This is a genomic window from Micromonospora sp. HM5-17 (assembly GCF_003762835.1).
In the GTDB taxonomy this organism is placed as follows: domain Bacteria; phylum Actinomycetota; class Actinomycetes; order Mycobacteriales; family Micromonosporaceae; genus Plantactinospora.
The window spans coordinates 838,303-859,288 of record NZ_RJWA01000002.1 but is presented as its reverse complement, the minus strand read 5'-3'; the positions used below and the strand labels follow the sequence as shown (position 1 = coordinate 859,288).

14 protein-coding genes and 1 riboswitch are annotated in these 20,986 nt (G+C 72.0%); of the genes, 11 read left to right on the top strand and 3 right to left on the bottom strand.

The features are described from left to right. Nucleotides 1–14: 14 nt before the first annotated feature. From EF879_RS08830 to hrpA, 4 genes are all read left to right on the top strand, one after another. Nucleotides 15–617 carry a histidine phosphatase family protein gene (locus EF879_RS08830; protein WP_123556565.1) on the top strand — a complete coding sequence of 201 codons (603 nt, stop codon included), beginning with the start codon at nucleotides 15–17 and terminating at the stop codon, nucleotides 615–617. A 447-nt stretch (nucleotides 618–1,064) separates the two neighbouring features. Continuing rightward, entirely contained in the window at nucleotides 1,065–2,297 is a 1,233-nt protein-coding gene (locus EF879_RS08825) for a glycosyltransferase family 4 protein (protein WP_123556960.1), read from the top strand. Between the two features lie 101 nt (nucleotides 2,298–2,398). Beyond that, nucleotides 2,399–4,690, top strand: coding sequence for a glycogen debranching N-terminal domain-containing protein (locus EF879_RS08820; protein ID WP_233604325.1), 2,292 nt, complete (start codon nucleotides 2,399–2,401; stop codon nucleotides 4,688–4,690). Nucleotides 4,691–4,801: 111 nt separating this feature from the next. Continuing rightward, nucleotides 4,802–8,962, top strand: coding sequence for an ATP-dependent RNA helicase HrpA (gene hrpA, locus EF879_RS08815; protein ID WP_123556561.1), 4,161 nt, complete (start codon nucleotides 4,802–4,804; stop codon nucleotides 8,960–8,962). A 276-nt stretch (nucleotides 8,963–9,238) separates the two neighbouring features. On the opposite strand, the gene EF879_RS08810 is transcribed toward hrpA, so the two are convergent. Further along, nucleotides 9,239–10,147, bottom strand: coding sequence for a DUF6745 domain-containing protein (locus tag EF879_RS08810; protein WP_233604324.1), 909 nt, complete (start codon nucleotides 10,145–10,147; stop codon nucleotides 9,239–9,241). Between the two features lie 214 nt (nucleotides 10,148–10,361). After that, nucleotides 10,362–10,453, top strand: a riboswitch (SAM riboswitch). A 266-nt stretch (nucleotides 10,454–10,719) separates the two neighbouring features. Here EF879_RS08810 and EF879_RS08805 point away from each other — a divergent pair. From EF879_RS08805 to EF879_RS08795, 3 genes are read left to right on the top strand one after another with little or no spacing between them, the layout of a single operon-like run. After that, nucleotides 10,720–11,592, top strand: coding sequence for an ABC transporter substrate-binding protein (locus EF879_RS08805; RefSeq protein WP_123556559.1), 873 nt, complete (start codon nucleotides 10,720–10,722; stop codon nucleotides 11,590–11,592). A 47-nt stretch (nucleotides 11,593–11,639) separates the two neighbouring features. Then, nucleotides 11,640–12,566, top strand: a complete 927-nt coding sequence (locus EF879_RS08800) for an ABC transporter permease subunit (protein ID WP_233604323.1) — start codon at nucleotides 11,640–11,642, stop codon at nucleotides 12,564–12,566. Beyond that, the gene (locus EF879_RS08795; RefSeq protein WP_123556557.1) at nucleotides 12,553–13,335 is read left to right on the top strand and encodes an amino acid ABC transporter ATP-binding protein; all 783 of its coding nucleotides are present in this window, start codon (nucleotides 12,553–12,555) and stop codon (nucleotides 13,333–13,335) included. Before EF879_RS08800 ends, EF879_RS08795 begins: the two co-directional genes overlap by 14 nt. 182 nt (nucleotides 13,336–13,517) lie before the next feature. On the opposite strand, the gene EF879_RS08790 is transcribed toward EF879_RS08795, so the two are convergent. Continuing rightward, nucleotides 13,518–14,777: a right-handed parallel beta-helix repeat-containing protein gene (locus tag EF879_RS08790; protein WP_255420905.1), complete on the bottom strand. Its 1,260-nt coding sequence runs from the start codon at nucleotides 14,775–14,777 to the stop codon at nucleotides 13,518–13,520. 438 nt (nucleotides 14,778–15,215) lie between these two features. Between EF879_RS08790 and EF879_RS08785 the strand changes: the two genes are divergently transcribed. After that, nucleotides 15,216–16,142, top strand: a complete 927-nt coding sequence (locus EF879_RS08785) for an NAD(+)/NADH kinase (RefSeq protein WP_123556555.1) — start codon at nucleotides 15,216–15,218, stop codon at nucleotides 16,140–16,142. A 147-nt stretch (nucleotides 16,143–16,289) separates the two neighbouring features. On the opposite strand, the gene EF879_RS08780 is transcribed toward EF879_RS08785, so the two are convergent. After that, nucleotides 16,290–17,225 (bottom strand): LysR family transcriptional regulator, encoded by a 936-nt coding sequence (locus EF879_RS08780; RefSeq protein ID WP_123556554.1) that lies wholly within the window; start codon nucleotides 17,223–17,225, stop codon nucleotides 16,290–16,292. 29 nt (nucleotides 17,226–17,254) lie between these two features. On the opposite strand from EF879_RS08780, the gene EF879_RS08775 reads away from it, so the two are divergent. From EF879_RS08775 to EF879_RS08765, 3 genes are read left to right on the top strand one after another with little or no spacing between them, the layout of a single operon-like run. After that, complete coding sequence (locus EF879_RS08775; protein WP_123556552.1) at nucleotides 17,255–17,986, top strand: succinate dehydrogenase cytochrome b subunit; 732 nt, start codon at nucleotides 17,255–17,257, stop codon at nucleotides 17,984–17,986. A 5-nt stretch (nucleotides 17,987–17,991) separates the two neighbouring features. Continuing rightward, nucleotides 17,992–20,139, top strand: a complete 2,148-nt coding sequence (locus EF879_RS08770; RefSeq protein ID WP_233604321.1) for a fumarate reductase/succinate dehydrogenase flavoprotein subunit — start codon at nucleotides 17,992–17,994, stop codon at nucleotides 20,137–20,139. After that, nucleotides 20,136–20,897 carry a succinate dehydrogenase/fumarate reductase iron-sulfur subunit gene (locus tag EF879_RS08765; RefSeq protein WP_123556550.1) on the top strand — a complete coding sequence of 254 codons (762 nt, stop codon included), beginning with the start codon at nucleotides 20,136–20,138 and terminating at the stop codon, nucleotides 20,895–20,897. Before EF879_RS08770 ends, EF879_RS08765 begins: the two co-directional genes overlap by 4 nt. Nucleotides 20,898–20,986 lie beyond the last annotated feature (89 nt).

Here is a 20,986-nt window from a genome sequence, read left to right as displayed (position 1 = left end):
GGCAGGCTGGGAGGATGGGGGTCGACATCGTCTTTGAGACGTCCGCGGTGACCACCGACGACGAGGCGGGCGTCGCCACCGGGTGGCTGCCCGGCACCCTCTCCGAGCGCGGGCGTCGGTGCGCCCGCGAGCTGGGCGAACGCCGTGCCGACGGCCTGAACGCCATCTTCTGCTCCGACCTGGCCCGCGCGGTCGAGACCGTGCGGATCGCGTTCCCGAACCGCGAGTTTCCGGTGCACTGGGACACCCGACTGCGACAGTGCAACTACGGGGTGCTCAACGGGGCGCCGCTGACCGAGGTCGCCGACCGGCGGCTCCGACACCTCGACGAGCCCTTCCCCGGCGGGCAGAGCTACCGCGAGGTGGTCGAGCAGGTCCGGGGCTTCCTCCGGGACCTCGCCGGCGCCTGGGACGGGGCACGGGTGCTGGTCGTCGCGCACTCGGCGAACCGGTGGGCGCTGGAGCACCTGCTGAACGGCGCCGACCTGGCCGAGTTGGTCGGCGCGCCCACCGAGTGGCGGCCGGGCTGGTCATACCGGCTCCCGGCGGACTGGGGTCGGCGCCATCCCCGGCCGGCCCGGGCCCAGCCGGGGCGGCCCGCCGACCACTCGGGATAGTCCGGCGGACGCGACACCGGTCCCGCCGGCAGCGCCGCACCGCTGCCGGGGCGCCGCAGCGGGAACGCCGAGCCAACCCGACCGCCGCCGCGGGAGCCGGCCCCCGTCGACGATGACCGCGTGGTCGAGGCCGACACGAGCCCACGACCCAGTGTGATCAGCGCAAACTGCCACGAACCTTGCCCGCCGCCCGCCGCCGTGTTAGCACTCTTAGGGGACAAGTGCTAACTGGCTGGGCCGAATGTGCTCCGCCTGTGATCCCGCATGGCCGCGTGGGGCGGAGCAGGCCGACGACGTCCGGGTTCGGCCCGGCGAGTGACGACGCCGCGGGAGGGATGCGTGAACGTTGTGACTCTGGAGGCCAGGACCAGCGCCGGCGACCAGCCGGCGCCGCATCCGGTTCCGGATGCGGCGCCCGCCCCCACCGACCGTCCGCTGCGCATCGCGATGGTCGTCCCGCCGTACTTCGAGGTGCCGCCGCGCGCGTACGGCGGCGTGGAGTCGGTGGTCGCCGACCTGACCGACGCGCTGATGGCACGCGGGCACGAGGTGACGCTGATCGGCGCGGGCGAGCAGCGGACGGGCACCCGGTTCGTCCCGGTGTGGCCGCGCCCCGTCCCCGAGCGGCTGGGAGAGCCGTTCCCCGAGGTCGTCCACGCCGCGCTGGTCCGCCGGGTCATCCAGCGGCTGGCCGCACGATCCGGGTTGGACATCGTTCACGATCACACCCTCGCCGGTCCGCTCAACGCCCCCGCGTACGCGGCGTTGGGCCTGCCCACCGTGGTGACCATGCACGGACCGGTCAACCAGGACCTGCACCAGCTCTACTCGGCCCTCCGCGACGACATCCACCTCGTGGCGATCAGCGAGCGGCAGCGGCAGCTCGCCCCGGAGCTGAACTGGGCGGGCATGGTGCACAACGCCGTCCGGGTGGAGACCTTCCCGTTCCGGGCGGACAAGGGCGACCACGCGCTCTTCCTCGGCCGGTTCCACCCCGAGAAGGCACCGCACCTGGCGCTGGAGGCGGCGCACGCGGTCGGGATGCCGCTGATACTCGCCGGCAAGTGCGCCGAGCCGATCGAGAAGGAGTACTTCGAACGGGAGGTCCGGCCCCGGCTGACCGACCAGGACGTGGTCTTCGGCGTCGCGGACGCCGAGGCCAAGCGCCGGCTGTTGGCCGAGGCGCGCTGCCTGCTCTTCCCGGTTCGCTGGGAGGAACCGTTCGGCATGGTGATGATCGAGGCGATGGCCTGCGGCACGCCGGTCGTGGCGCTGCGGGGCGGCGCGGTGCCGGAGGTCGTCGTCGACGGCGTCACCGGGTACGTCTGCGACGAGCCGGACCAGCTGCCGGACGCCCTGCGCCGGCTGTCCGCCATCGACCCGGCCGCCTGCCGACAGCGGGTCGTCGAGCACTTCGACGTGGGCCGGCTCGGTGCGGGCTACGAGGCGGCGTACCGGAAGGTCCTGGCCCGGGCCGACGCGGGCACCGACTCGCTGCGGCGGCTCCGGCGCGAGTACGGCGAACTCGACGCGGCGCTGGACCGCCGGTACAGCCGGACCCGCCGCCGGCACAGCGGCGCCACTCACTCGCGCACGGCGGCCGACCGGACGAGCGGTCTCGACCGGGTCAGCGGGGCCGACCGGACCGCCGGGAAGGCGGCGAAGGCGGGCAGCGCATGACGGCCGTGGCCTCCGGCGCCGGGCTCACGGGGGACCGGCGATCCGGGCAGTCCGTCCTGGTCGGCGCCGCGGGCCCCGGGGGGCCCGCGCGCTCCGCAGACGTGGACCAGAGCGGCGTACCGCAGGTACTCAACAGCGGCGAGCCGGTCCTCACCGGCCCGGCCGGAGAGGTGGTGACCCTGGTCGATGGCTCGACCTTCTGCCTCTCCGACGGGGCCGGCGACGTCATCCCCGGGACCGCCCAGGGGCTCTTCGTCCGGGACGCCCGGGTGCTGTCGCGCTGGGAACTACGGCTCGACGGGCACCGGCCGCAGCCGCTGACCGTCCGCGCTCCGGACGCGTACGCGGCCCGGTTCGTGCTCCGGCGCCCGCCGCTGCCCGGATTGGCCGACAGCACCCTGCTGCTGGTCCGGGAGCGGCTGGTCGGCGAGGGTCTCCGGGAGACGATCATGGTACGCAACCTGGGTGCCGAGGCCACGACCTGCGTGCTGACGCTCTTCGCCGAGGCGGACTTCGCCGACCTCTTCACGGTGAAGGAGGGGCGCGGGACCGGCGGCGGCGCGGAGATCGTGGTGACCGGGCACGAGATGCAGCTCACCTCCCGGGGCGACGCCGGGCGTCGGCTGCGGATCACCGCCTCCGCCGACCCGCTGGTCACCCCGGGCTGCCTGAGCTGGCGAATCGTCATCTCCGCGAAGGGGCAGTGGTCGACCGAGGTGGTGATGGAGCCGATGGCGGCCGGCCGGTGGATCGCCCCCGGCTTCCGCCGCGGCGAGCACCTGGACAGCAGCGCGGCGGCCCGGAAGCTGCGCGCGTGGCGCCAGGCCAGCACCGGCGTCGAGGTGACGGACCCGGCCCTCGCGGCGGTGCTGGAACGGACCGAGATCGACCTCGGCGCCCTGCAGATTCCGGACCCGCACACCGGCCGCCCCTTCGTGGCCGCCGGGGCGCCGTGGTTCATGACCCTGTTCGGCCGGGACAGCCTGCTCACGGCCTGGATGGTCCTCCCCCTGGACCTCACCCTCGCGATCGGGACGCTCCAGACCCTGGCCGCCGCCCAGGGTCGGACGGTCAACCCGGTCACCGAGGAGGAGCCGGGGCGGATCCTGCACGAGCTGCGGCGCGGCCCGGACAGCGACCGGGCACTGGGCGGCAGCTACTACTACGGCAGCGTGGACGCCACCCCGCTCTTCGTCATGCTCACCGCCGAGGCGTGGCGCTGGGGTGCCGACGAGACGACCGTGCGGCAGCTGCTGCCGGCGGTCGACGCGGCGCTGGACTGGCTGGACCGGTACGGCGACCGGGACGGTGACGGCTTCGTCGAGTACCAGCGGGCCACCGACCGCGGGCTCGCCAACCAGGGCTGGAAGGACAGCTTCGACGCGATCACCTTCGCCGACGGCACCCCGGCCCGTACCCCGATGGCGCTCTGCGAGGTGCAGGGGTACGCGTACGCCGCCTGGCTGGCCCGCGCCGAGCTGGCCGAGGCGTTCCACGACCCGGAGCGGGCGGCGCGGTGCCGGGAACGGGCCCGCCGGCTGCGCGAGGCGTTCGCCGAACGCTTCTGGCTACCCGACCGGGGCTGGTACGCGCTGGCGCTGGACGGCGCGAAACGGCCGGTCGACGCGCTGGCCAGCAACAGCGCCCACGCGCTCTGGACCGGGATCGCGCTCGACGAGCACGCCGCGGTCCTGATCGAGCGGCTCGCCGACCCGAGCATGGACAGCGGTTACGGCCTGCGGACCCTGTCGGCCGGGATGGCGGCGTTCAACCCGATGAGCTACCACAATGGGTCGGTCTGGCCGCACGACACCGCGATCGCGGTGGCTGGACTGCTGCGCTACGCGCACCTGCCCGGTGCGATCGAGCTGGCGCACCGGCTCGCGGTGGGACTGATCGACGCCGCCGCCACCTTCGGTGGTCGACTGCCCGAGCTGTTCTGTGGATTCGGTCGCGACGAGTTCACCCCGCCCGTGCCGTACCCGACGTCCTGCTCGCCGCAGGCGTGGGCGGCCGCGGCGCCGCTGCTGTTGGTGCGGGCCGCACTGGGGCTCGACCCGCACGTACCGCGCCGTACGGTGCGGCTGGCTCCGCACCTGCCCGCGCAGTGGGGCCGGCTCACCCTGTCGGACCTGCGCCTGGGCCCGGCCACGGTCCGGATCACGGCGGCGGGCGACCAGGCCGAGGTGACGGGGATGCCGGTGGGCTGGACAACCGACGGGCCGGGGTCGGCACCGGAGCCGGCGACGGGCCGAACGTCCGGACCCGGGTCGACGACGCGGTGGCCGGCCGGGGCGGAGCCGGGCGGCGCGCCGCCGGTACCGACCGCCCGGGACGCGGCCGCCCCGGCCGAGCCCGGCGGCCCGGACGCCCTCGCCGACCGCGGCCGGTAGCCGGCGGAGGGCTCGGGGCGGGGCGGTCACCGGCGGTTCGCCGTGGGATCGCCCCGTCCGACGTAACTGGGGGGCGGGGCCGGAGTTGGCCTGCCTATTCTTGGCGGCGACATGCAGACGCCATCGCCCGCCCCAGCCGTGCCCGCCGCCGACCTCACCGACCTACGGGCCCGGCTGCCGGAGCTGATGTTCCGTGACCAGCGCCGCATCCAGCGCCGGATCGACGGCCTGGCCCGGCTCCGCGACCCACGGCGCCGCGAACCGATCCTCGCCGAGATCGCCGCCGAGGTCGCCCGCGCCGAGGAACGGCTGGCCCGGCGTCGCGCCGCGGTGCCGGTGATCACCTATCCGGACGACCTGCCGGTGAGCGAGCGGAAGGACGACCTGCTCGCCGCGATCCGGGACCACCAGGTGGTGATCGTGGCCGGCGAGACCGGCTCCGGGAAGACCACCCAGCTGCCCAAGATCTGCCTGGAGCTGGGCCGGGGCGTCCGAGGCCTGATCGGGCACACCCAGCCACGGCGGCTCGCGGCGCGGACGGTCGCGAACCGGATCGCCGAGGAGCTCGGCACCGAACTCGGCGGCGTGGTGGGCTACAAGGTCCGCTTCACGGACCAGGTCGGCGACTCGACGCTGGTCAAGCTGATGACCGACGGCATCCTCCTGGCCGAACTCCAGCAGGACCGGATGCTCCGCCAGTACGACACCCTGATCATCGACGAGGCCCACGAGCGGAGCCTCAACATCGACTTCATCCTCGGGTACCTGAAGCAGCTCCTCCCCCGCCGTCCCGACCTGAAGGTGATCATCACCTCGGCGACCATCGACCCCGAGCGCTTCGCGCGGCACTTCGCGACACCCCCGACTCCCGGTGCCGAGCCCCGGCCGGCGCCGGTGCTGGAGGTCTCGGGCCGGACGTACCCGGTCGAGGTCCGGTATCGGCCGCTCATCGAGGCGGCGGCCGAGGAGGACGACCCCGACGTCGTCCGGGACCAGATTCAGGCGATCGGCGACGCGGTGGAGGAACTCGCCGCCGAGGGACCGGGCGACATCCTGGTCTTCCTCAGCGGCGAGCGGGAGATCCGGGACACCGCGGACGCGCTCGGCAGGCTCGTCCGCGACCGACCCGCCCTGCGGGACACCGAGATCCTGCCGCTCTACGCCCGGCTCTCCGCCGCCGAGCAGCACCGTGTGTTCCAGCCGCACCGGGGTCGGCGGATCGTCCTGGCCACCAACGTCGCCGAGACCTCGCTCACCGTCCCCGGCATCACGTACGTCGTCGACCCCGGCACCGCCCGGATCTCCCGGTACAGCCACCGGCTGAAGGTGCAGCGGCTGCCGATCGAGCCGATCTCGCAGGCCTCGGCCAACCAGCGAAAGGGCCGGTGCGGGCGTACCTCTCCCGGCATCTGTATCCGGCTCTACGACGAACAGGACTTCCTGGCCCGTCCCGAGTTCACCGACCCGGAGATCCTGCGGACCAACCTCGCCTCGGTCATTCTCCAGATGACCGCGATCGGGCTGGGCGACATCGCCGCCTTCCCGTTCATCGATCCACCGGACCGACGCAACATCGCCGACGGGATCAACCTCCTGCACGAGCTGGGCGCTCTGGAGGTGGTCGGCGGCGACGGCGACCGCCGGCTCACCCCGCTGGGACGCCGGCTGGCCCAGCTCCCGGTCGATCCGCGGCTGGCCCGGATGGTGCTGGAGGGCGAACGCAACGGCTGCGCCGACGAGGTGGCGGTGATCGCCGCCGCGCTCTCCATCCAGGACCCGCGGGAGCGTCCGGCGGAGAGGCAGGCCCAGGCCGACCAGGCGCACGCCCGGTTCACCGACAAGGAGTCGGACTTCGTAACCCTGCTGAATCTCTGGCGCTACCTGCAGGAGCAGCAGCGAACCCTCTCCTCCAGCGCGTTCCGGCGGATGTGCAAGGCCGAGTACCTCAACTACCTGCGGGTCCGCGAGTGGCAGGACATCTACAGCCAGCTCCGGCAGGTGCTGCGGACCATGGCCGACGACGCCGGACAGCCCGGTACCGGCGCCCAACCGGGCGACGGCCCCGGTCGAAGGGACCGACGCGCCGCCGGCGGACGCGGTACCGGTCGAGCCCTCCCCCTGGACCACCCCGGGCGCAGCGCGCGCGACGCGGTCGGCCGGCGTGACGCCGACCGGGTGACGGACAGCGACGCGCCGGTGGACGACGACGCGCCGGTGGGCCAGGTCGACACCGATCGGATCCACCAGTCCCTGCTGGCCGGGCTCCTCTCCCACGTCGGGCTCAGGGACCCGCAGAAGAACGAGTACCTCGGCGCCCGGGGCGCCCGCTTCGCGCTCTTCCCCGGATCGGCGCTGTTCCGGAAACCGCCGCGCTGGGTGATGGCCGCCGAACTGGTCGAGACCTCCCGGCTCTGGGGCCGGGTCGCCGCCCGGGTGGAGCCGGAGTGGGTCGAGGCGCTCGCCCCGCACCTGGTGAAACGCAGCTACAGCGAACCGCACTGGGAGAAGAGGCAGGCCGCGGTGCTGGCGTACGAGCGGGTGACGCTGTACGGCATCCCGCTGGTCACCGGACGCAAGGTCAACTTTGGCCGCATCGACCCGGTGCTGAGCCGCGAGCTGTTCATCCGGCACGCGCTGGTGGAGGGCGACTGGCAGACCCACCACCAGTTCTTCCACGACAACCGGAAACTCCTCGACGAGGTCGAGGAGCTGGAGCACCGGGCCCGGCGCCGTGACATCCTCGTCGACGACGAGACCCTGTACGCCTTCTACGACGCCCGGATTCCGGCCGAGGTGGTCTCCGGCCGTCACTTCGACGCCTGGTGGAAGCGGGTTCGTCGTCAACAGCCCGACCTGCTCACCTTCGACCGGCAGATGCTGGTCAACGAGGGGAAGGGCGGCATCGACCCGGCCGACTACCCCGACGAGTGGCACTCCGCCGGGGTGGCGCTGCCGCTCACGTACCGCTTCGAGCCGGGAAGCGCGACCGACGGGGTGACCGTCGACATCCCGCTGCCGGTGCTGAACCAGGTCGACCCGGAGAGCTTCGACTGGCAGGTGCCAGGGCTGCGCGAGGAGCTGGTGGTCGCCCTGATCCGGTCGCTGCCGAAGGCGATCCGCCGCAACTTCGTGCCGGCACCGGACTACGCCCGGGCGGTGCTGGCCGCGATCACGCCCGGGCAGGAGCCGCTGCTCGACGCGGTGAGCCGACAGTTGCGCCGGATGACCGGGGTGAGCGTGCCCCGGGACGCCTGGGACCTGACGAAGGTGCCGGCGCACCTGCGCCCGACCTTCCGGATCGTCGACGACGAGCGGATCGTCGCCGAGGGCAAGGACCTGCCGGCACTGCAACGCCAGCTCACCACCGAGGTACGGCAGATGGTGGCGGCCGCCGCCCCGGACGTGGAACGAACCGGGCTACGGGAGTGGAGCATCGGCGCCCTGCCCCGCTCGATCGACCAGGTTCGGGGCGGGTACCGGGTGACGGCGTACCCGGCGCTGACGGACGAGGGCGACAGCGTCGCGGTCCGGGTCTACGAGACCGAGGCCGAGCAACATCGCCGGATGTGGGCCGGAACCCGCCGCCTGCTCCGCCTCACCCTCGGCTCACCGGCGAGGTTTCTCCAGGGCCGGCTGACGAACGAGGCCAAGCTGACGCTGAGTCGCAACCCGCACCGCAGCGTGCTCGACCTGCTCGACGACGTGGCCGACGCGGCGGTGGACAAGCTGATCGCCGACGCCGGCGGCCCGGCCTGGGACGCCGACGGCTTCGCCGCGCTGCGCGACCGGGTCCGGGCCGAGCTGGTCGACACCGTGGTCGAGGTGGTCGAGCGGGTCCGCCGCGTCCTGGCCGCGGCGTACGTGGTGGAGCAGCGGCTCGCCCGGACGACCAACCTCGCGCTGGTGCCGGCGCTGACCGACATCCGGAACCAGCTCTCCGGGCTCGTCTACCGGGGCTTCGTCACCGGGACCGGATACGCCCGGCTCGCCGACCTGCCCCGGTATCTCGCGGCGATCGAGCGGCGGCTGGACCGGCTGGTCAGCAACCCGCAGCGTGACCGGGAACAGCAGGCCCGGATCGAGCAGGTGCAGCGGGAGTACCAGGAGATGCTGGCCGCCCTCCCCCCGGCCCGACGCGACGACGACGACGTCCGGCAGATCCGCTGGATGATCGAGGAGCTGCGGGTGAACGTCTTCGCCCAGGCGCTCGGTACGCCGTACCCGGTATCGGAGCAGCGGATCTACCGCGCGATGGACCTGGCCGAGGGGTAGAGCCGCCGGCCGCACGCACCGTCGGTGAGGTCGTACCGCCTCGTCGCCGCCATGGCGGCGAGGCCTCCGATCTCCGGTCGTCCAGTTTCCAGTCGTCCGGGTTCCGGTCGTCCGGATTCCGGTCTTCCTGGTCGACGAACCACCTACCGGAGACCTCGCCGCCTCTCGATCACCGACACCGCCGGGCTGATCACGTCCGACCGGTCAGCTCCTGTTCACGCCTCGGGCGTGGCCCGGTAGCCGAGACACCGGTCGGCGTCACGGCGCCGGTCGACGTCACGGCCGGTCGCGCGACGACGACGGTCGAGCCGTCGCGATCGGGGGTTGCCACCCGTCGCGGTACTCGACCGGGGGTCGGCCGCCGCGCCGCAGCCGGACCTGTTCGTGCCAGCCGTCCGGAATCGGTTCGGTCTCGAGGACGGCAGGTCGGTCGACCATGACACACACCCGCTCGCCCGGCCACCACCAACCGCAGGACCGGGCGAGGGTTGCCCAGTCGTCAAGCTGGTCGTTGTCGGACGGACGGTAGCGGGCGAGCCCCAGACGGCGCAGCGCGTCGTAGTAGGCGATCCAGTGCGCCTCCTGTTGGCCGTACCAGGCGACCGGCAGCGGCCCGTGCCCGGCCAGCGCGGCGCGGACAGGCAGGTAGAACCCGTCGGCGAGGCTGGTCCGTAGGGCGTCTCTGACCCCCTGGCGGAGCACCTCCCGTAACGGAACGCCCTTGGCGAGCGCCTCCAGCGGCGGCAGTACCGGCCAGGGCTGTCCGTTCCTGCGGACGAGCCGCGGTGCGCCGGTATCGAGGTCGGAGATGCACGCGTCCAACGCACTGCGCAACCGGGAGAGTCCGGCCGCGATGTCGCTGGCCAACGGCGGCGGGCCGGGCGGGCGCCGGGCCATCACCCAGCGTTGCAGGATCTCGTGGGTGGGCAGGCCGTCCAGCAGGGGAAGCGCCTGACGCGGCGACGCCACCCAGTGGACGTGGGGTCGATGCCGGGAGTGCCGGGCGTAGATGCCGGCCACGATCTCCTCGGCGACGGTTCGGTCAGCCGGTCTGGTCGACAGTCCGTGTTCCAGCCACTCCCGTCGGATCTCGACGGCGTGTCGCCAGTACTCGGCGACCAGCTCGGACAGGCTGTGGGGAGGAAGAGATTCGCGGGCGGCCCGAGGCCGCGCGGGCGCGGTCACCGCGCCAGGGCGAACACGCCCTTCCGGTCAGTAGCAATCATGGCGACCATGATGACCGCCCCGTCCCCAGCCCGCAAGCAAGGAAGGGCCCCTTCCTATCGATTTCTGTTGTAAAAGGGGCCCTTCCTTTCACCTCCAGGGCGTGGCGAGGCACACAGCCGTTTGGGCGGTCGCCCAGGTGGTACGCCTGGTCACTGGTTGAGTAAGCTGAGCCCGGCCATCCAGAGCGACCGAGAGACCTGGCTCGTTGACGTCGCAGCAACCCCCCGCGACGGGTGCGGGTGCTACCGCCAGGATCGATGGAGGAGCTGAAGTGCGTACGTCCCGGCCCGAGCGGGCAAGTCGACTCCACGTCACCTGGCACCGGTGGCGTCGTCACGTTGACCTCTGCCGCACCAGCACCATGCTCTGTCGCGGCCGCGGCTGACCACCACCGCCGGTCGGCGCTGCTCCGGCCGTTCTCCGACCTGTTTCCCGACCACCCCTGCGCGGCCAGGCCATCGCTCCGGGCGCTCCGTGCCCTGGGCGGAGCACGCGCCTAGACCGCCGGATAAATCACGGAGTTTCCACACATGCGCATCACATCCACCGCCGTACGCCTGCTCTCCGGGATCGCCGCCGTCGCGGTGCTCGGTGCGGCCGCCGCGTGCGGCGGCTCCCCGGCGGACGACGCCGCCGACAACCCGTACCACCTGCTCCAGCCCGGGACACTGCGGGTCGGCACCCTGACCGACGCTCCGCCGAACGTCTACCTGAAGGACGGCAGGTTCACCGGCTTCGACAACGACCTGATGGCCGCCATGGCGGAGAAGCTCGGGCTGAAGGTCGAGTTCGTCGGCACCGAGTTCTCGGCGCTGCTCGCCCAGGTGAACAATCGCAAGTTCGACGCCGGCAGCTCGTCCATCACCATCACCGAGGAGCGGAAGAAGACGGTCGACTTCACGAACGGGTACGACTTCGGTTACTTCGGACTCGACGTGCCGGCCGGGTCGCCGATCAGGAGCTTCGCCGACCTGAAGGGCAAGCGGGTCGTCGTGGTGCAGGGCACCGTCCAGGATGACTACGCCACGAAGGAGGGGCTCGACCCGGTCCGGGTGCCGGACTACAACGGCGCGATCAACCAGCTCAAGGCGAAGACCGCGGACGCGTGGATCGCGCCGGCCGAGATCGGCGAGAAGTCCGCCCAGGACAGTGGCGGCAAGATCGTCCTGGTCGAGAAGCAGCTCAGCCCCGCGCCGACCGCGTTCGCGGTGGCGAAGGGGAACGACGCGCTGCGCGAGGCGCTGAACAGGGCACTCGACCAGGTGATCCAGGACGGCACCTGGACCCGGCTCCAGGAGCAGTACTACCCCGGACGGCCGATCCCGGAGACCTTCCGGCCGGGCAGCGGCACCGTGACGTTCCCGCCGGTCAGGGTGCAGCCCTCCGGCACGCCGACGGCGTGACCGGCGAGGCGGCCGGGTGACGGATCGGGTCCGAGACAGGTGAGGCGATGGAAACCCTGAGGACGCTGTGGGAGACGTTCTTCGACCTGGAGTCGATGCGGGAGGCCCTGCCCGAGATGCTCACGGTCGGCCTCCGCAACACGCTGCTACTGGCGCTCGTCTCCGCCGTCCTGGGGACGGCGCTCGGCATGCTGCTGGCCGTCGCCGGTCTGGCCCGGACCCGGTGGCTGCGCTGGCCGGCCCGGATCTACACGGACGTGCTGCGGGGCCTGCCGGCCGCCGTCACCATCCTGCTGATCGGGGTCGGGTTGGCGCCCCTCGGACTCGCCTGGTGGGGTCCCAACCCGTACCCGCTCGGCATCCTCGCGCTGTCGCTGATCGCGGCGGCGTACATCGGGGAGATCTTCCGGTCCGGCATCCAGAGTGTGGAGGCCACCCAGCTGGAGGCGACCCGGGCGCTGGGCCTGTCCCACGCCGCCGCGATGCGTTTGGTGATCATCCCGCAGGGGATACGCCGGGTCCTGCCCGCCTGGGTCAACCAGCTCATCGCGTTGATCAAGGATTCGAGCCTGGTCTACTTCCTCGGGCTCGTCGCCAGCCAGCGGGAGCTGTTCCGCATCGGCCAGGACTACGCCGCGAACACCGGCAACGAGTCGGCCCTGCTCCTCGCCGGGCTGTTCTACCTGGCGATCACGGTGCCGCTCACCCACCTGGTGAACTGGGTGGACCGCCGGCTCCGCGACGGCGGCCCCGCCTCGGAGCCCGAGGACGATCCGGCGGAGGAGGCCGACGAGGTCTCGTCGGCCTCCGACGAGCCTCCGCCGGCGGCCCTCGGCCGGGCGCCACGACCCACCCCCGACAAGACCCTGCCGGCCTCGAACGAAGCCCCGCCGGCCTCGACGGACGCCCTGCCGGCCCCGGACGAGGCGCTGTCAGCCACGACCACGGGAGGAGCAACGGATGCCGGACACTAACCGACCGGGTGGGTCGACCGCCCCGCCGGCCGCGCCGCGGTACGCGTCGGTCAGCGTGGCGACCCGCGACGTGCACCTGTCCTTCGGCAGGCACCAGGTGCTACGCGGCGTCGACCTGGACGTCGGGCGCGGCGAGACCGCGTGCGTGATCGGCCCCTCCGGGTCTGGCAAGTCCACGCTGCTCCGGACGATCAACCGGCTGGTGGAGGTCGACCGCGGCGACATCCTGCTGGACGGGCAGAGCGTCCGCGACCGGGATCCCGACCGGTTGCGGCAGGACGTCGGCATGGTGTTCCAGCAGTTCAACCTGTTTCCACACCTCAGCGTGCTGCGGAACGTGACCCTCGCCCTGCGACACCTCAAGCGACTCTCCCGGGACGAGGCGGAGGAGGTGGCGCTGCGGCACCTCGACCTGGTCGGATTACGGCACAAGGCCGACGTACGCCCCGGCCGGCTCTCGGGTGGACAGCAGCAGCGGGTGGCGATCGCCCGGGCGCTGGCGATGTCCCCCCGGGTGATGCTCTTCGACGAGGCGACCTCGGCGCTCGATCCGGAACTCGTCAAGGGGGTGCTGGGGTTGATGGCGGACCTGGCCAGCCAGGGAATGACGATGGTGGTCGTCACCCACGAGATGGGGTTCGCTCGGCAGGTCGCCGACCGGGTCGTCTTCCTGGACCGCGGCCGGGTGGTCGAGGCCGGCCCGCCCGACCAGATCTTCGAGGCGCCGCGCAGCCCTCGCCTCCAGCGGTTCCTCGCCCAGGTGGGGTGAGCCGGCGCCGACCTTCCGTTCCCGGTCGACCTCACGGCGCCGCGGACCACGCCACCCACCCGTGGACGACGTGATTCCCGAACCCGGAATCGCCCCCGGCACGGCTCGTGCCGGGGGCGATACGCCGGTCCCACGCCGACTGTTCCGGGTGGTCGACCGCCGGTGACCGGTGAATCGGGTGGCTAACCGCCGGTGATCGTGAAGGTCGATCCCGGTTGGACGACGATGTCGCCGGCCGCCGAGTTGGTGATGGTCACGTTGCTCAGGGTCGCGCTGCCCCGGGCCCCGTTCATCGCGAGTATGCCGGCGCCGTTGTTGGACCTGTCGATCCGGACGTTGGCGATCACCACCCCCGGCATGGCGCCGCCACCCGACTTGAACTGGATCCCGTCGTACGTGGAGTCGTGAATCTCGGTATCCCGGATCGTCACCCCGGTGATGTCGCGGGAGGCCGGGAACAGCGTGATCGCGCCGAACCTCTGCTGCTCGCCCCAGAACGCGCCGCCGGTACGGTAGAGCCCGTTGTTGGCGATCAGCGTCTGGCCGGAGAACGGCTGCGGGTCGTGGTCGGTCGCCAGCATGATGCCCGGGTAGGTCATCGTGTCGTAGATCAGGTTGTTCTCGATCGTGTTGCCGTAGCCGCCGTAGATCGCGATGCCGTTCGCCCGCCAGGGCAGCTGGACCGTGTTGTTGACGAAGTGGTTGTCGTGGCCGATGTCGGTTGCCTGGTCCCGGACGTACCGGCTGGCCCAGACCGCGAGCGCGTCGTCGCCGGTGTTGCGGAACGAGGAGTTGAACACCCGGGAGTTGCGGGTGCTGTTGGCGAAGTTGATCCCGTCGGCGTACGTGTTGCGGATCCGCATGCCCGTGAACTCGACCCCGTCCCCCGGGTTCCAGTAGGCGGGCGTGTCGCTGTAGTCGCGCCCGACCCAGGCACCGACGTTGACGTGCTCGATCCAGACGTTGCTGATCCTCGTGTTCCTGCCCAGCCGACCGTTGATGCCGTGCCCCCGGTTGGCCCGGTTGGTGGTCATCCCGAAGATCGCGAGGTCGGAGATCTGGGCGTTGTCGTCGATGTCGAAGCCGACGTTGCCCTCGTGCGGGTGGTTGATGTTGCCCACCACGTTCTGCGGCTCGGTGGTGGTGTAGAGCCGGGTGTGCCACATGCCGGCGCCGCGGATGACGACGTTGCGGATGCCCTTCTGGTTGTAGCCGGTGCGGGTGGGGTCCGGCGAGAGGATCTTCTGCTCCTGCCGCCACTGCCCGGCGGGAATCCAGACGCAGTTGATGACGCCGTTCTCGTCGTCGGCGACGGCCCGCTGGATGGCCGCGGTGTCGTCCAGCCCGTCGTTCGGCACCGCGCCGTACGAGGTGATCGAGGCTGCCCTCGGCCCGGAGCGCGGCCGACGCGGGGGGCGGCAGGTCGGGACGGCGGGCCGCACCCGCGGCCGGGACCGCCCCGACGGTGGTGGCGACGACAGCCGCGACGACCGCCGCGACCCCGGGGAGCAGATGTCTTCGTCTCATCGCTGTCCTTTCCGCTGCGGGACGGTTCGGTGGTGGCGGGAGAGGGCGCGCCGTGGACGAGCGGTCACCTCAGACGAGGCGAGGAGCAAAATTGCGGCTACAAGTCGATAATGAAGCGCACTCTTGTCGCATTCTTTCATTGAGTTGTGCAGATGTTACCGGCGACTGTCCGGTCCGTCAACGCATCCGACGAGATCGATGCGAGTGGGGCGGATCCGGGCGGGTAACACCGCCGCCCCGACCCGGGCGTCCGGGGTGGCCGCCACCGTGGCCGGGCGTCCCGGGCGCCAGGCCACCACCGAGCGTCGGGGCTTTCGCCACCGCGACCGGGCCGGGCCGGGGATGATGGCCGCATGGGGCAGGCGTACACGGTCGGGTTGGTCATCCACCCGTCCAGGCCGGTCCTCGACTCGGCGGACCTCATCCAGCGGTTCGTCCGCCGGCACGGCGGTCGGGTCCTCGTCCGGGAGGCCGACGCTCCCCGGGTCGGACCGGGGATCGAGGCGGTGGCGGCCGACGCGTTCGTCGACCGCCTCGACGCACTGGTGAGCCTGGGTGGCGACGGCACCATGCTCGGCGCCATGCGCCTGGTCGTCGGGCGGGCGACGCCGGTCCTCGGCGTCAACCACGGCAACGTCGGCTTCCTCGTGGAGGTCTCCCCCGAGGGGTTGGAGACCGCGTTGCACCGGATGGTGGCCGGCGAGTACACCCTGGAACCGCACTGCTGCCTCCACGTGCTGACCGACCACCTGAACTGCGTCGCCTTCAACGACGTCGTGGTGACGGCCTCCGAGCCGCTGCGAAGCCTGACGGTCGACCTGGTCGTGAACGGCTCGCGGCACGGCTACTACCGGGGCGACGCGGTGATCGCCTGCACACCGACCGGCTCGACGGCCTACAACTACGCGGCCGGCGGGCCGGTCATCTCACCCTCCACGCCGTCGATCGCCCTGACCCCGGTCGCGCCCATGTCCGGGATCAGCCGTTCCGTCGTGCTCGGCGGCGACGACGCCATCGAGCTGCACAACCCACCCGACGGGCTGTCGCTCCGGCTGACGACCGACGGGGCGCCCGTCGGCGTGCTCGGCCCGGACGGTGGCCTGCGGCTACGACTCGGCCACGACGCGGTCAACGTCGTACGGTTCGACCCCCACCGGTACGAGCAGCGCAAACGGGTCAAGCTGAGCCTGCTCGACCTGCCGCTCCGTCCCGACCAGCTGCTCGATCTGGTGCCGCCCCGGCTGCGGGAACGGGCCGCGCAACTCCGGACCGAACCGTAGGCGGCGCCCGTCCGCCGACCCTGGCTCCGGCCGCCCCCGGGTGCCGTCAGCGTTCCCGGGGGGGCGTGGCGGGGCCGGCCCGGATGCCGTCGACGTCCCCCACGTGCGGCGGGGCCGGCCCGGCGGGGGTCGGGTGCCCGGACCCGGTCAGTACGGGGTCACCCCTGGGGGCAGGGTCGCGTTCTCGGCGGCGGCGCGGATGTGGTCGAGCAGGACTCGTCGGAAGGCCCGGGCGGCGTGGGTCGGCTCCGCCTCACGCCGTCCGGCCAGGGCGATCGTCCGCTGCACCCCGGGCGGGGCGAGCGGGGTGACCCACAGCCGCGGCCGGCGGGCGACCACGATGCCGGGTACCAGGGCAACGCCGAGCCCCGCCTCGACGAAGCTCAGCACGGCGTCCATCTCCCCGCCGTCGACCGCGAACGACGGTTCGAAGCCCGCCTCGCGGCAGGCCCGCAGGGTGACGTCGCGGAGGTCGTAGCCCTGGCGGAACATCACCATCGGCTGGTCGCGCAGTTCGCCGAGGTGGACGGTGCTGCCCGGCTCGACCATCGGCAACGGGTTGAGCGAGGCGACCACCAGGCTGTCCCGCAGCACCGGCTCGGTCCGCAGCGCCGGATCGGCCCCCTGGGCGGGCAGGATGATCAACGCCAGGTCGAGTTCGCCGCGGAGCAGGTCGCGGACCAGGTCCTGCGAGCCGCTCTCCTCGACCCGCACCTCCACGTTCGGATAGGCGTCGCGGAACCGGCGCAGCACCGCCGGGGCGAGCGAGGTGACCAGGCTCGGGGTCGCGCCGAGCCGGATCCGGCCCCGGCGCAGCCCGACGAGTTCCTGGACCTCCCGACGGGCGGTGTCGACGTCGGCGAGGATCCGTTTGGCGATCGGCAGCAGGACCTCACCGGCGGCGGTCAGCGCGATGTTGCCCCGGACCCGTTCGAAGAGCGGGGCGCCGAGGTCGTCCTCCAACGCGTGAATCTGCTTACTCAGCGAGGGCTGGGTGATGCCGACATTGTCCGCGGCGTGGGTGAAATGCCGGGTTTCGGCAACGGCCACGAAGTACCGGAGCTGATGCAGCTGCACCCCCATAGCCTACGGCTATCGAGACTGCGGGTTCGATGCATTGGACGACTAATCCGAGGTTACCTAGCGTTTGGTGGGTGACAGCAGTGTCGACGCGCTCACCGATCCGATCCAACGTGGGTCTGAAGGCCGTCATGGCGGTGACGGGCATTCTCCTGGTGCTCTTCCTGATCGCCCACATGATCGGCAACCTCAAGATCTTCTTCGGGCCGGCGGACTTCGACCACTACGCGCACTGGCTGCGGACCATCGGCGCGCCGGTACTGCCCGAGGACTGGTACCTGTGGGGACAACGGGTCCTCCTCGGCGCCGCCCTGGTCGCGCACATCTGGGCCGCCGCCGTGCTGGCCCGGCGGGCCCGGGCCGCCCGCCCGGTCCGGTACGTGCACCGGCCGAAGGTGCAGGTCAGCTACGCGGCCCGGACGATGCGCTGGGGCGGGGTGATCATCGCGCTCTTCGTCGTCTACCACCTGCTCGACCTGACCACCGGTGACCTCAACCCGGTCGCCGACCAGCGCCGACCGTACGCGAACGTGGTCGCCGACTTCGCCCCCGAACGGTGGTGGGTGACCCTGATCTACGTCATCGGGATCGTCACCCTCGGCTTCCACCTGCGGCACGGGATGTTCAGCGCACTGCGCAGCCTGGGCCAGCAGACGCCCCGCGGCGAGCGCCGGGCTCGCTCCGCCGCCCTCGTCTTCGCCGTGGCGCTCTGCGCCGGCTACCTCGTCGTGCCGTTCGCCGTCCTCGCCGGCCTGGTGGGGTGACCGCGATGACCTCTCGAGCCGACGAACCGACAAACCCCCGGACCGGCGGGCCGGCCGGCCGTGACGGCGCCGAGCCGGTAAACCGGCTACGCGCGGCGGTGACGAACCTGCTCGGCCGGCGTCCCCGAGTCACCGAGGTGGGACAGAGTTCCATGGAGTACACCAACCAGGACAACATCGGCACCGAGACCGGTACCGCGCCGGAGAGCCCGGACGGCACCCTCTTCACGTACGGCGACCCGATCGTCGACCGGGCCGCTCCGGACGGGCCGATCGAGACACGGTGGCAGCGGCGCCGGTTCGCCGCCAAGCTGGTCAACCCGGCCAACCGCCGCCGACTGACCGTGATCGTCGTCGGCACCGGGCTGGCCGGCGCATCGGCCGGGGCGACCCTCGCCGAGCTGGGCTACCGGGTCAAGTCCTACTGCTACCAGGACAGTCCACGACGGGCGCACTCGATCGCCGCCCAGGGCGGGATCAACGCGGCCAAGAACTACCGCAACGACGGCGACTCGATCCAGCGGCTCTTCTACGACACCGTCAAGGGCGGGGACTTCCGGTCCCGCGAGTCGAACGTCCGCCGGCTCGCCGAGATCTCGGTGGAGATCATCGACCAGGCGGTGGCCCAGGGCGTCCCCTTCGCCCGGGAGTACGGTGGCCTGCTCGACACCCGCTCCTTCGGCGGCGCCCAGGTCCAGCGGACCTTCTACGCCCGGGGCCAGACCGGGCAGCAGTTGCTGCTCGGGGCGTACCAGGCGCTGGAGCGGCAGATCGGGCTGGGTCGGGTGGAGATGCACAGCCGGCACGAGATGCTCGAACTCATCGTGGTCGACGGCCGGGCCCGCGGCATCGTGGTCCGCGACCTGGTCACCGGCGAGATCTCCACCGAGTACGCCGACGCGGTGGTGCTGGCCACCGGCGGCTACGGCAACGTCTTCTACCTCTCCACCAACGCCAAGGGCTGCAACGTCACCGCCACCTGGCGGGCGCACCGCAAGGGCGCGTACTTCGCCAACCCCTGCTTCACCCAGATCCACCCGACCTGCATCCCGGTCTCCGGGGAGCACCAGTCGAAGCTGACCCTGATGAGCGAGTCGCTGCGCAACGACGGCCGGGTCTGGGTGCCGAAGGCGGTCGGTGACAACCGTCCGCCCCGGGAGATCCCCGAGGACGAGCGGGACTACTACCTGGAGCGGATGTACCCGTCCTACGGCAACCTCGTCCCCCGGGACATCGCCTCCCGGGCCGCCAAGAACGTCTGCGACTCCGGCCGGGGCGTCGGCCCGACCGGGCTCGGCGTCTACCTCGACTTCGCCGACGCGATCGCGCGGCTGGGCCGGCACACCATCGCCGACCGGTACGGAAACCTCTTCGAGATGTACCAGCGGATCACCGGCGAGGACCCGTACGAGGTGCCGATGCGGATCTACCCCGCGGTGCACTACACGATGGGCGGGCTCTGGGTCGACTACGACCTCCAGTCGACCATTCCCGGGCTCTTCGTCATCGGCGAGGCGAACTTCTCCGACCACGGCGCCAACCGGCTCGGCGCCTCCGCGCTGATGCAGGGCCTGGCGGACGGCTACTTCGTGCTGCCCACCACCATCGCGAACTACCTGGCCGCCGGGCCGTTCGAGAAGCTGACCGACGACCACCCGGAGGTGGTGGCGGCTCGGGCGGACGTCGAGGACCGGCTGCGCCGGCTGCTCGCGGTCAAGGGTGACCGGACCGTCGACTCGTTCCACCGCGAGTTGGGCCAGATCATGTGGGACCACTGCGGGATGGAGCGCAGCGACGCCGGGCTGCGCAAGGCCCTGGCCGAGGTACGCGCGCTGCGTGACCAGTTCTGGCAGCGGGTCCGGGTCCCGGGCGACGGCGAGGGCCTCAACCAGGCGTTGGAGAAGGCCGGCCGGGTCGCGGACTTCTTCGAACTGGCCGAGCTGATGTGCATCGACGCGCTGCACCGGACCGAGTCCTGTGGCGGACACTTCCGGGTTGAGAGCCAGACCCCGGACGGCGAGGCGCAACGCGACGACGAGCACTTCGCGTACGTCGCCGCCTGGGAGTTCACCGGGGCCGACCGTCCGCCGGTGCTGCACAAGGAAGACCTGCACTTCGAGTACGTCCACCCCACCCAGCGGAGCTACAAGTGAACCTGACCCTGCGGATCTGGCGCCAGAAGGGACCGGACGACCCCGGCCGGATGGTGACCTATCCCGTCACCGACGTCTCGCCGGACATGTCGTTCCTCGAGATGCTGGACGTCCTCAACGAGCAGCTGACCCTGGCCGGCGACGACCCGGTCGCGTTCGACCACGACTGCCGTGAGGGTATCTGCGGCGCCTGCGGCATGGTGATCAACGGGGTGGCGCACGGCCCGGAGAAGGCCACCACGGTCTGCCAGCTCCACATGCGACACTTCTCCGACGGCGACACCATCGACATCGAGCCGTGGCGGGCGAAGGCGTTCCCGGTCATCAAGGACCTGGTGGTGGACCGCGGCGCCCTCGACAGGATCATCGCGGCCGGTGGGTACATCACCGCGCCGACCGGCAGCGCGCCCGAGGCGCACTCGCAGCTCGTCCGCAAGGCCGACGCCGACGCCGCCTTCGAGTCCGCCGCCTGCATCGGCTGCGGTGCCTGCGTCGCGGCCTGCCCCAACGGCTCGGCGACGCTGTTCCTGGCGGCGAAGGTGACCCACCTGAGCCTGCTGCCGCAGGGTCAGCCGGAGCGGATGACCCGGGTGGTCGGGATGGTGGACGCCCACGACGCGGCGGGGTTCGGCGGCTGCACCAACATCGGCGAGTGCTCGGCGGTCTGTCCCAAGGAGATCCCGCTCTCGACGATCGGCCGGCTCAACCGCGACTACCTACGGGCGACCCGCGAGCGGAGCGGCACCCCGGGCACCTGACGGTGTCGGATGAGCCGGCGGCGGCGGACCTCGCTCGACTCCCCGGAGTCGGCGGCCGGCCGGGCGTACCCTGCGGGACGGGGGTGACG

Coding starts and splice junctions, on each gene's coding strand:
- EF879_RS08825 (WP_123556960.1), top strand. CDS start 1,065: ATGGTCGTCCCGCCGTACTTCGAGGTGCCGCCGCGCGCGTACGGCGGC.
- EF879_RS08770 (WP_233604321.1), top strand. CDS start 17,992: ATGACCTCTCGAGCCGACGAACCGACAAACCCCCGGACCGGCGGGCCG.
- hrpA (WP_123556561.1), top strand. CDS start 4,802: ATGCAGACGCCATCGCCCGCCCCAGCCGTGCCCGCCGCCGACCTCACC.
- EF879_RS08795 (WP_123556557.1), top strand. CDS start 12,553: ATGCCGGACACTAACCGACCGGGTGGGTCGACCGCCCCGCCGGCCGCG.
- EF879_RS08800 (WP_233604323.1), top strand. CDS start 11,640: ATGGAAACCCTGAGGACGCTGTGGGAGACGTTCTTCGACCTGGAGTCG.
- EF879_RS08775 (WP_123556552.1), top strand. CDS start 17,255: ATGCATTGGACGACTAATCCGAGGTTACCTAGCGTTTGGTGGGTGACA.
- EF879_RS08785 (WP_123556555.1), top strand. CDS start 15,216: ATGGGGCAGGCGTACACGGTCGGGTTGGTCATCCACCCGTCCAGGCCG.
- EF879_RS08830 (WP_123556565.1), top strand. CDS start 15: ATGGGGGTCGACATCGTCTTTGAGACGTCCGCGGTGACCACCGACGAC.
- EF879_RS08780 (WP_123556554.1), bottom strand. CDS start 17,225: ATGGGGGTGCAGCTGCATCAGCTCCGGTACTTCGTGGCCGTTGCCGAA.
- EF879_RS08805 (WP_123556559.1), top strand. CDS start 10,720: ATGCGCATCACATCCACCGCCGTACGCCTGCTCTCCGGGATCGCCGCC.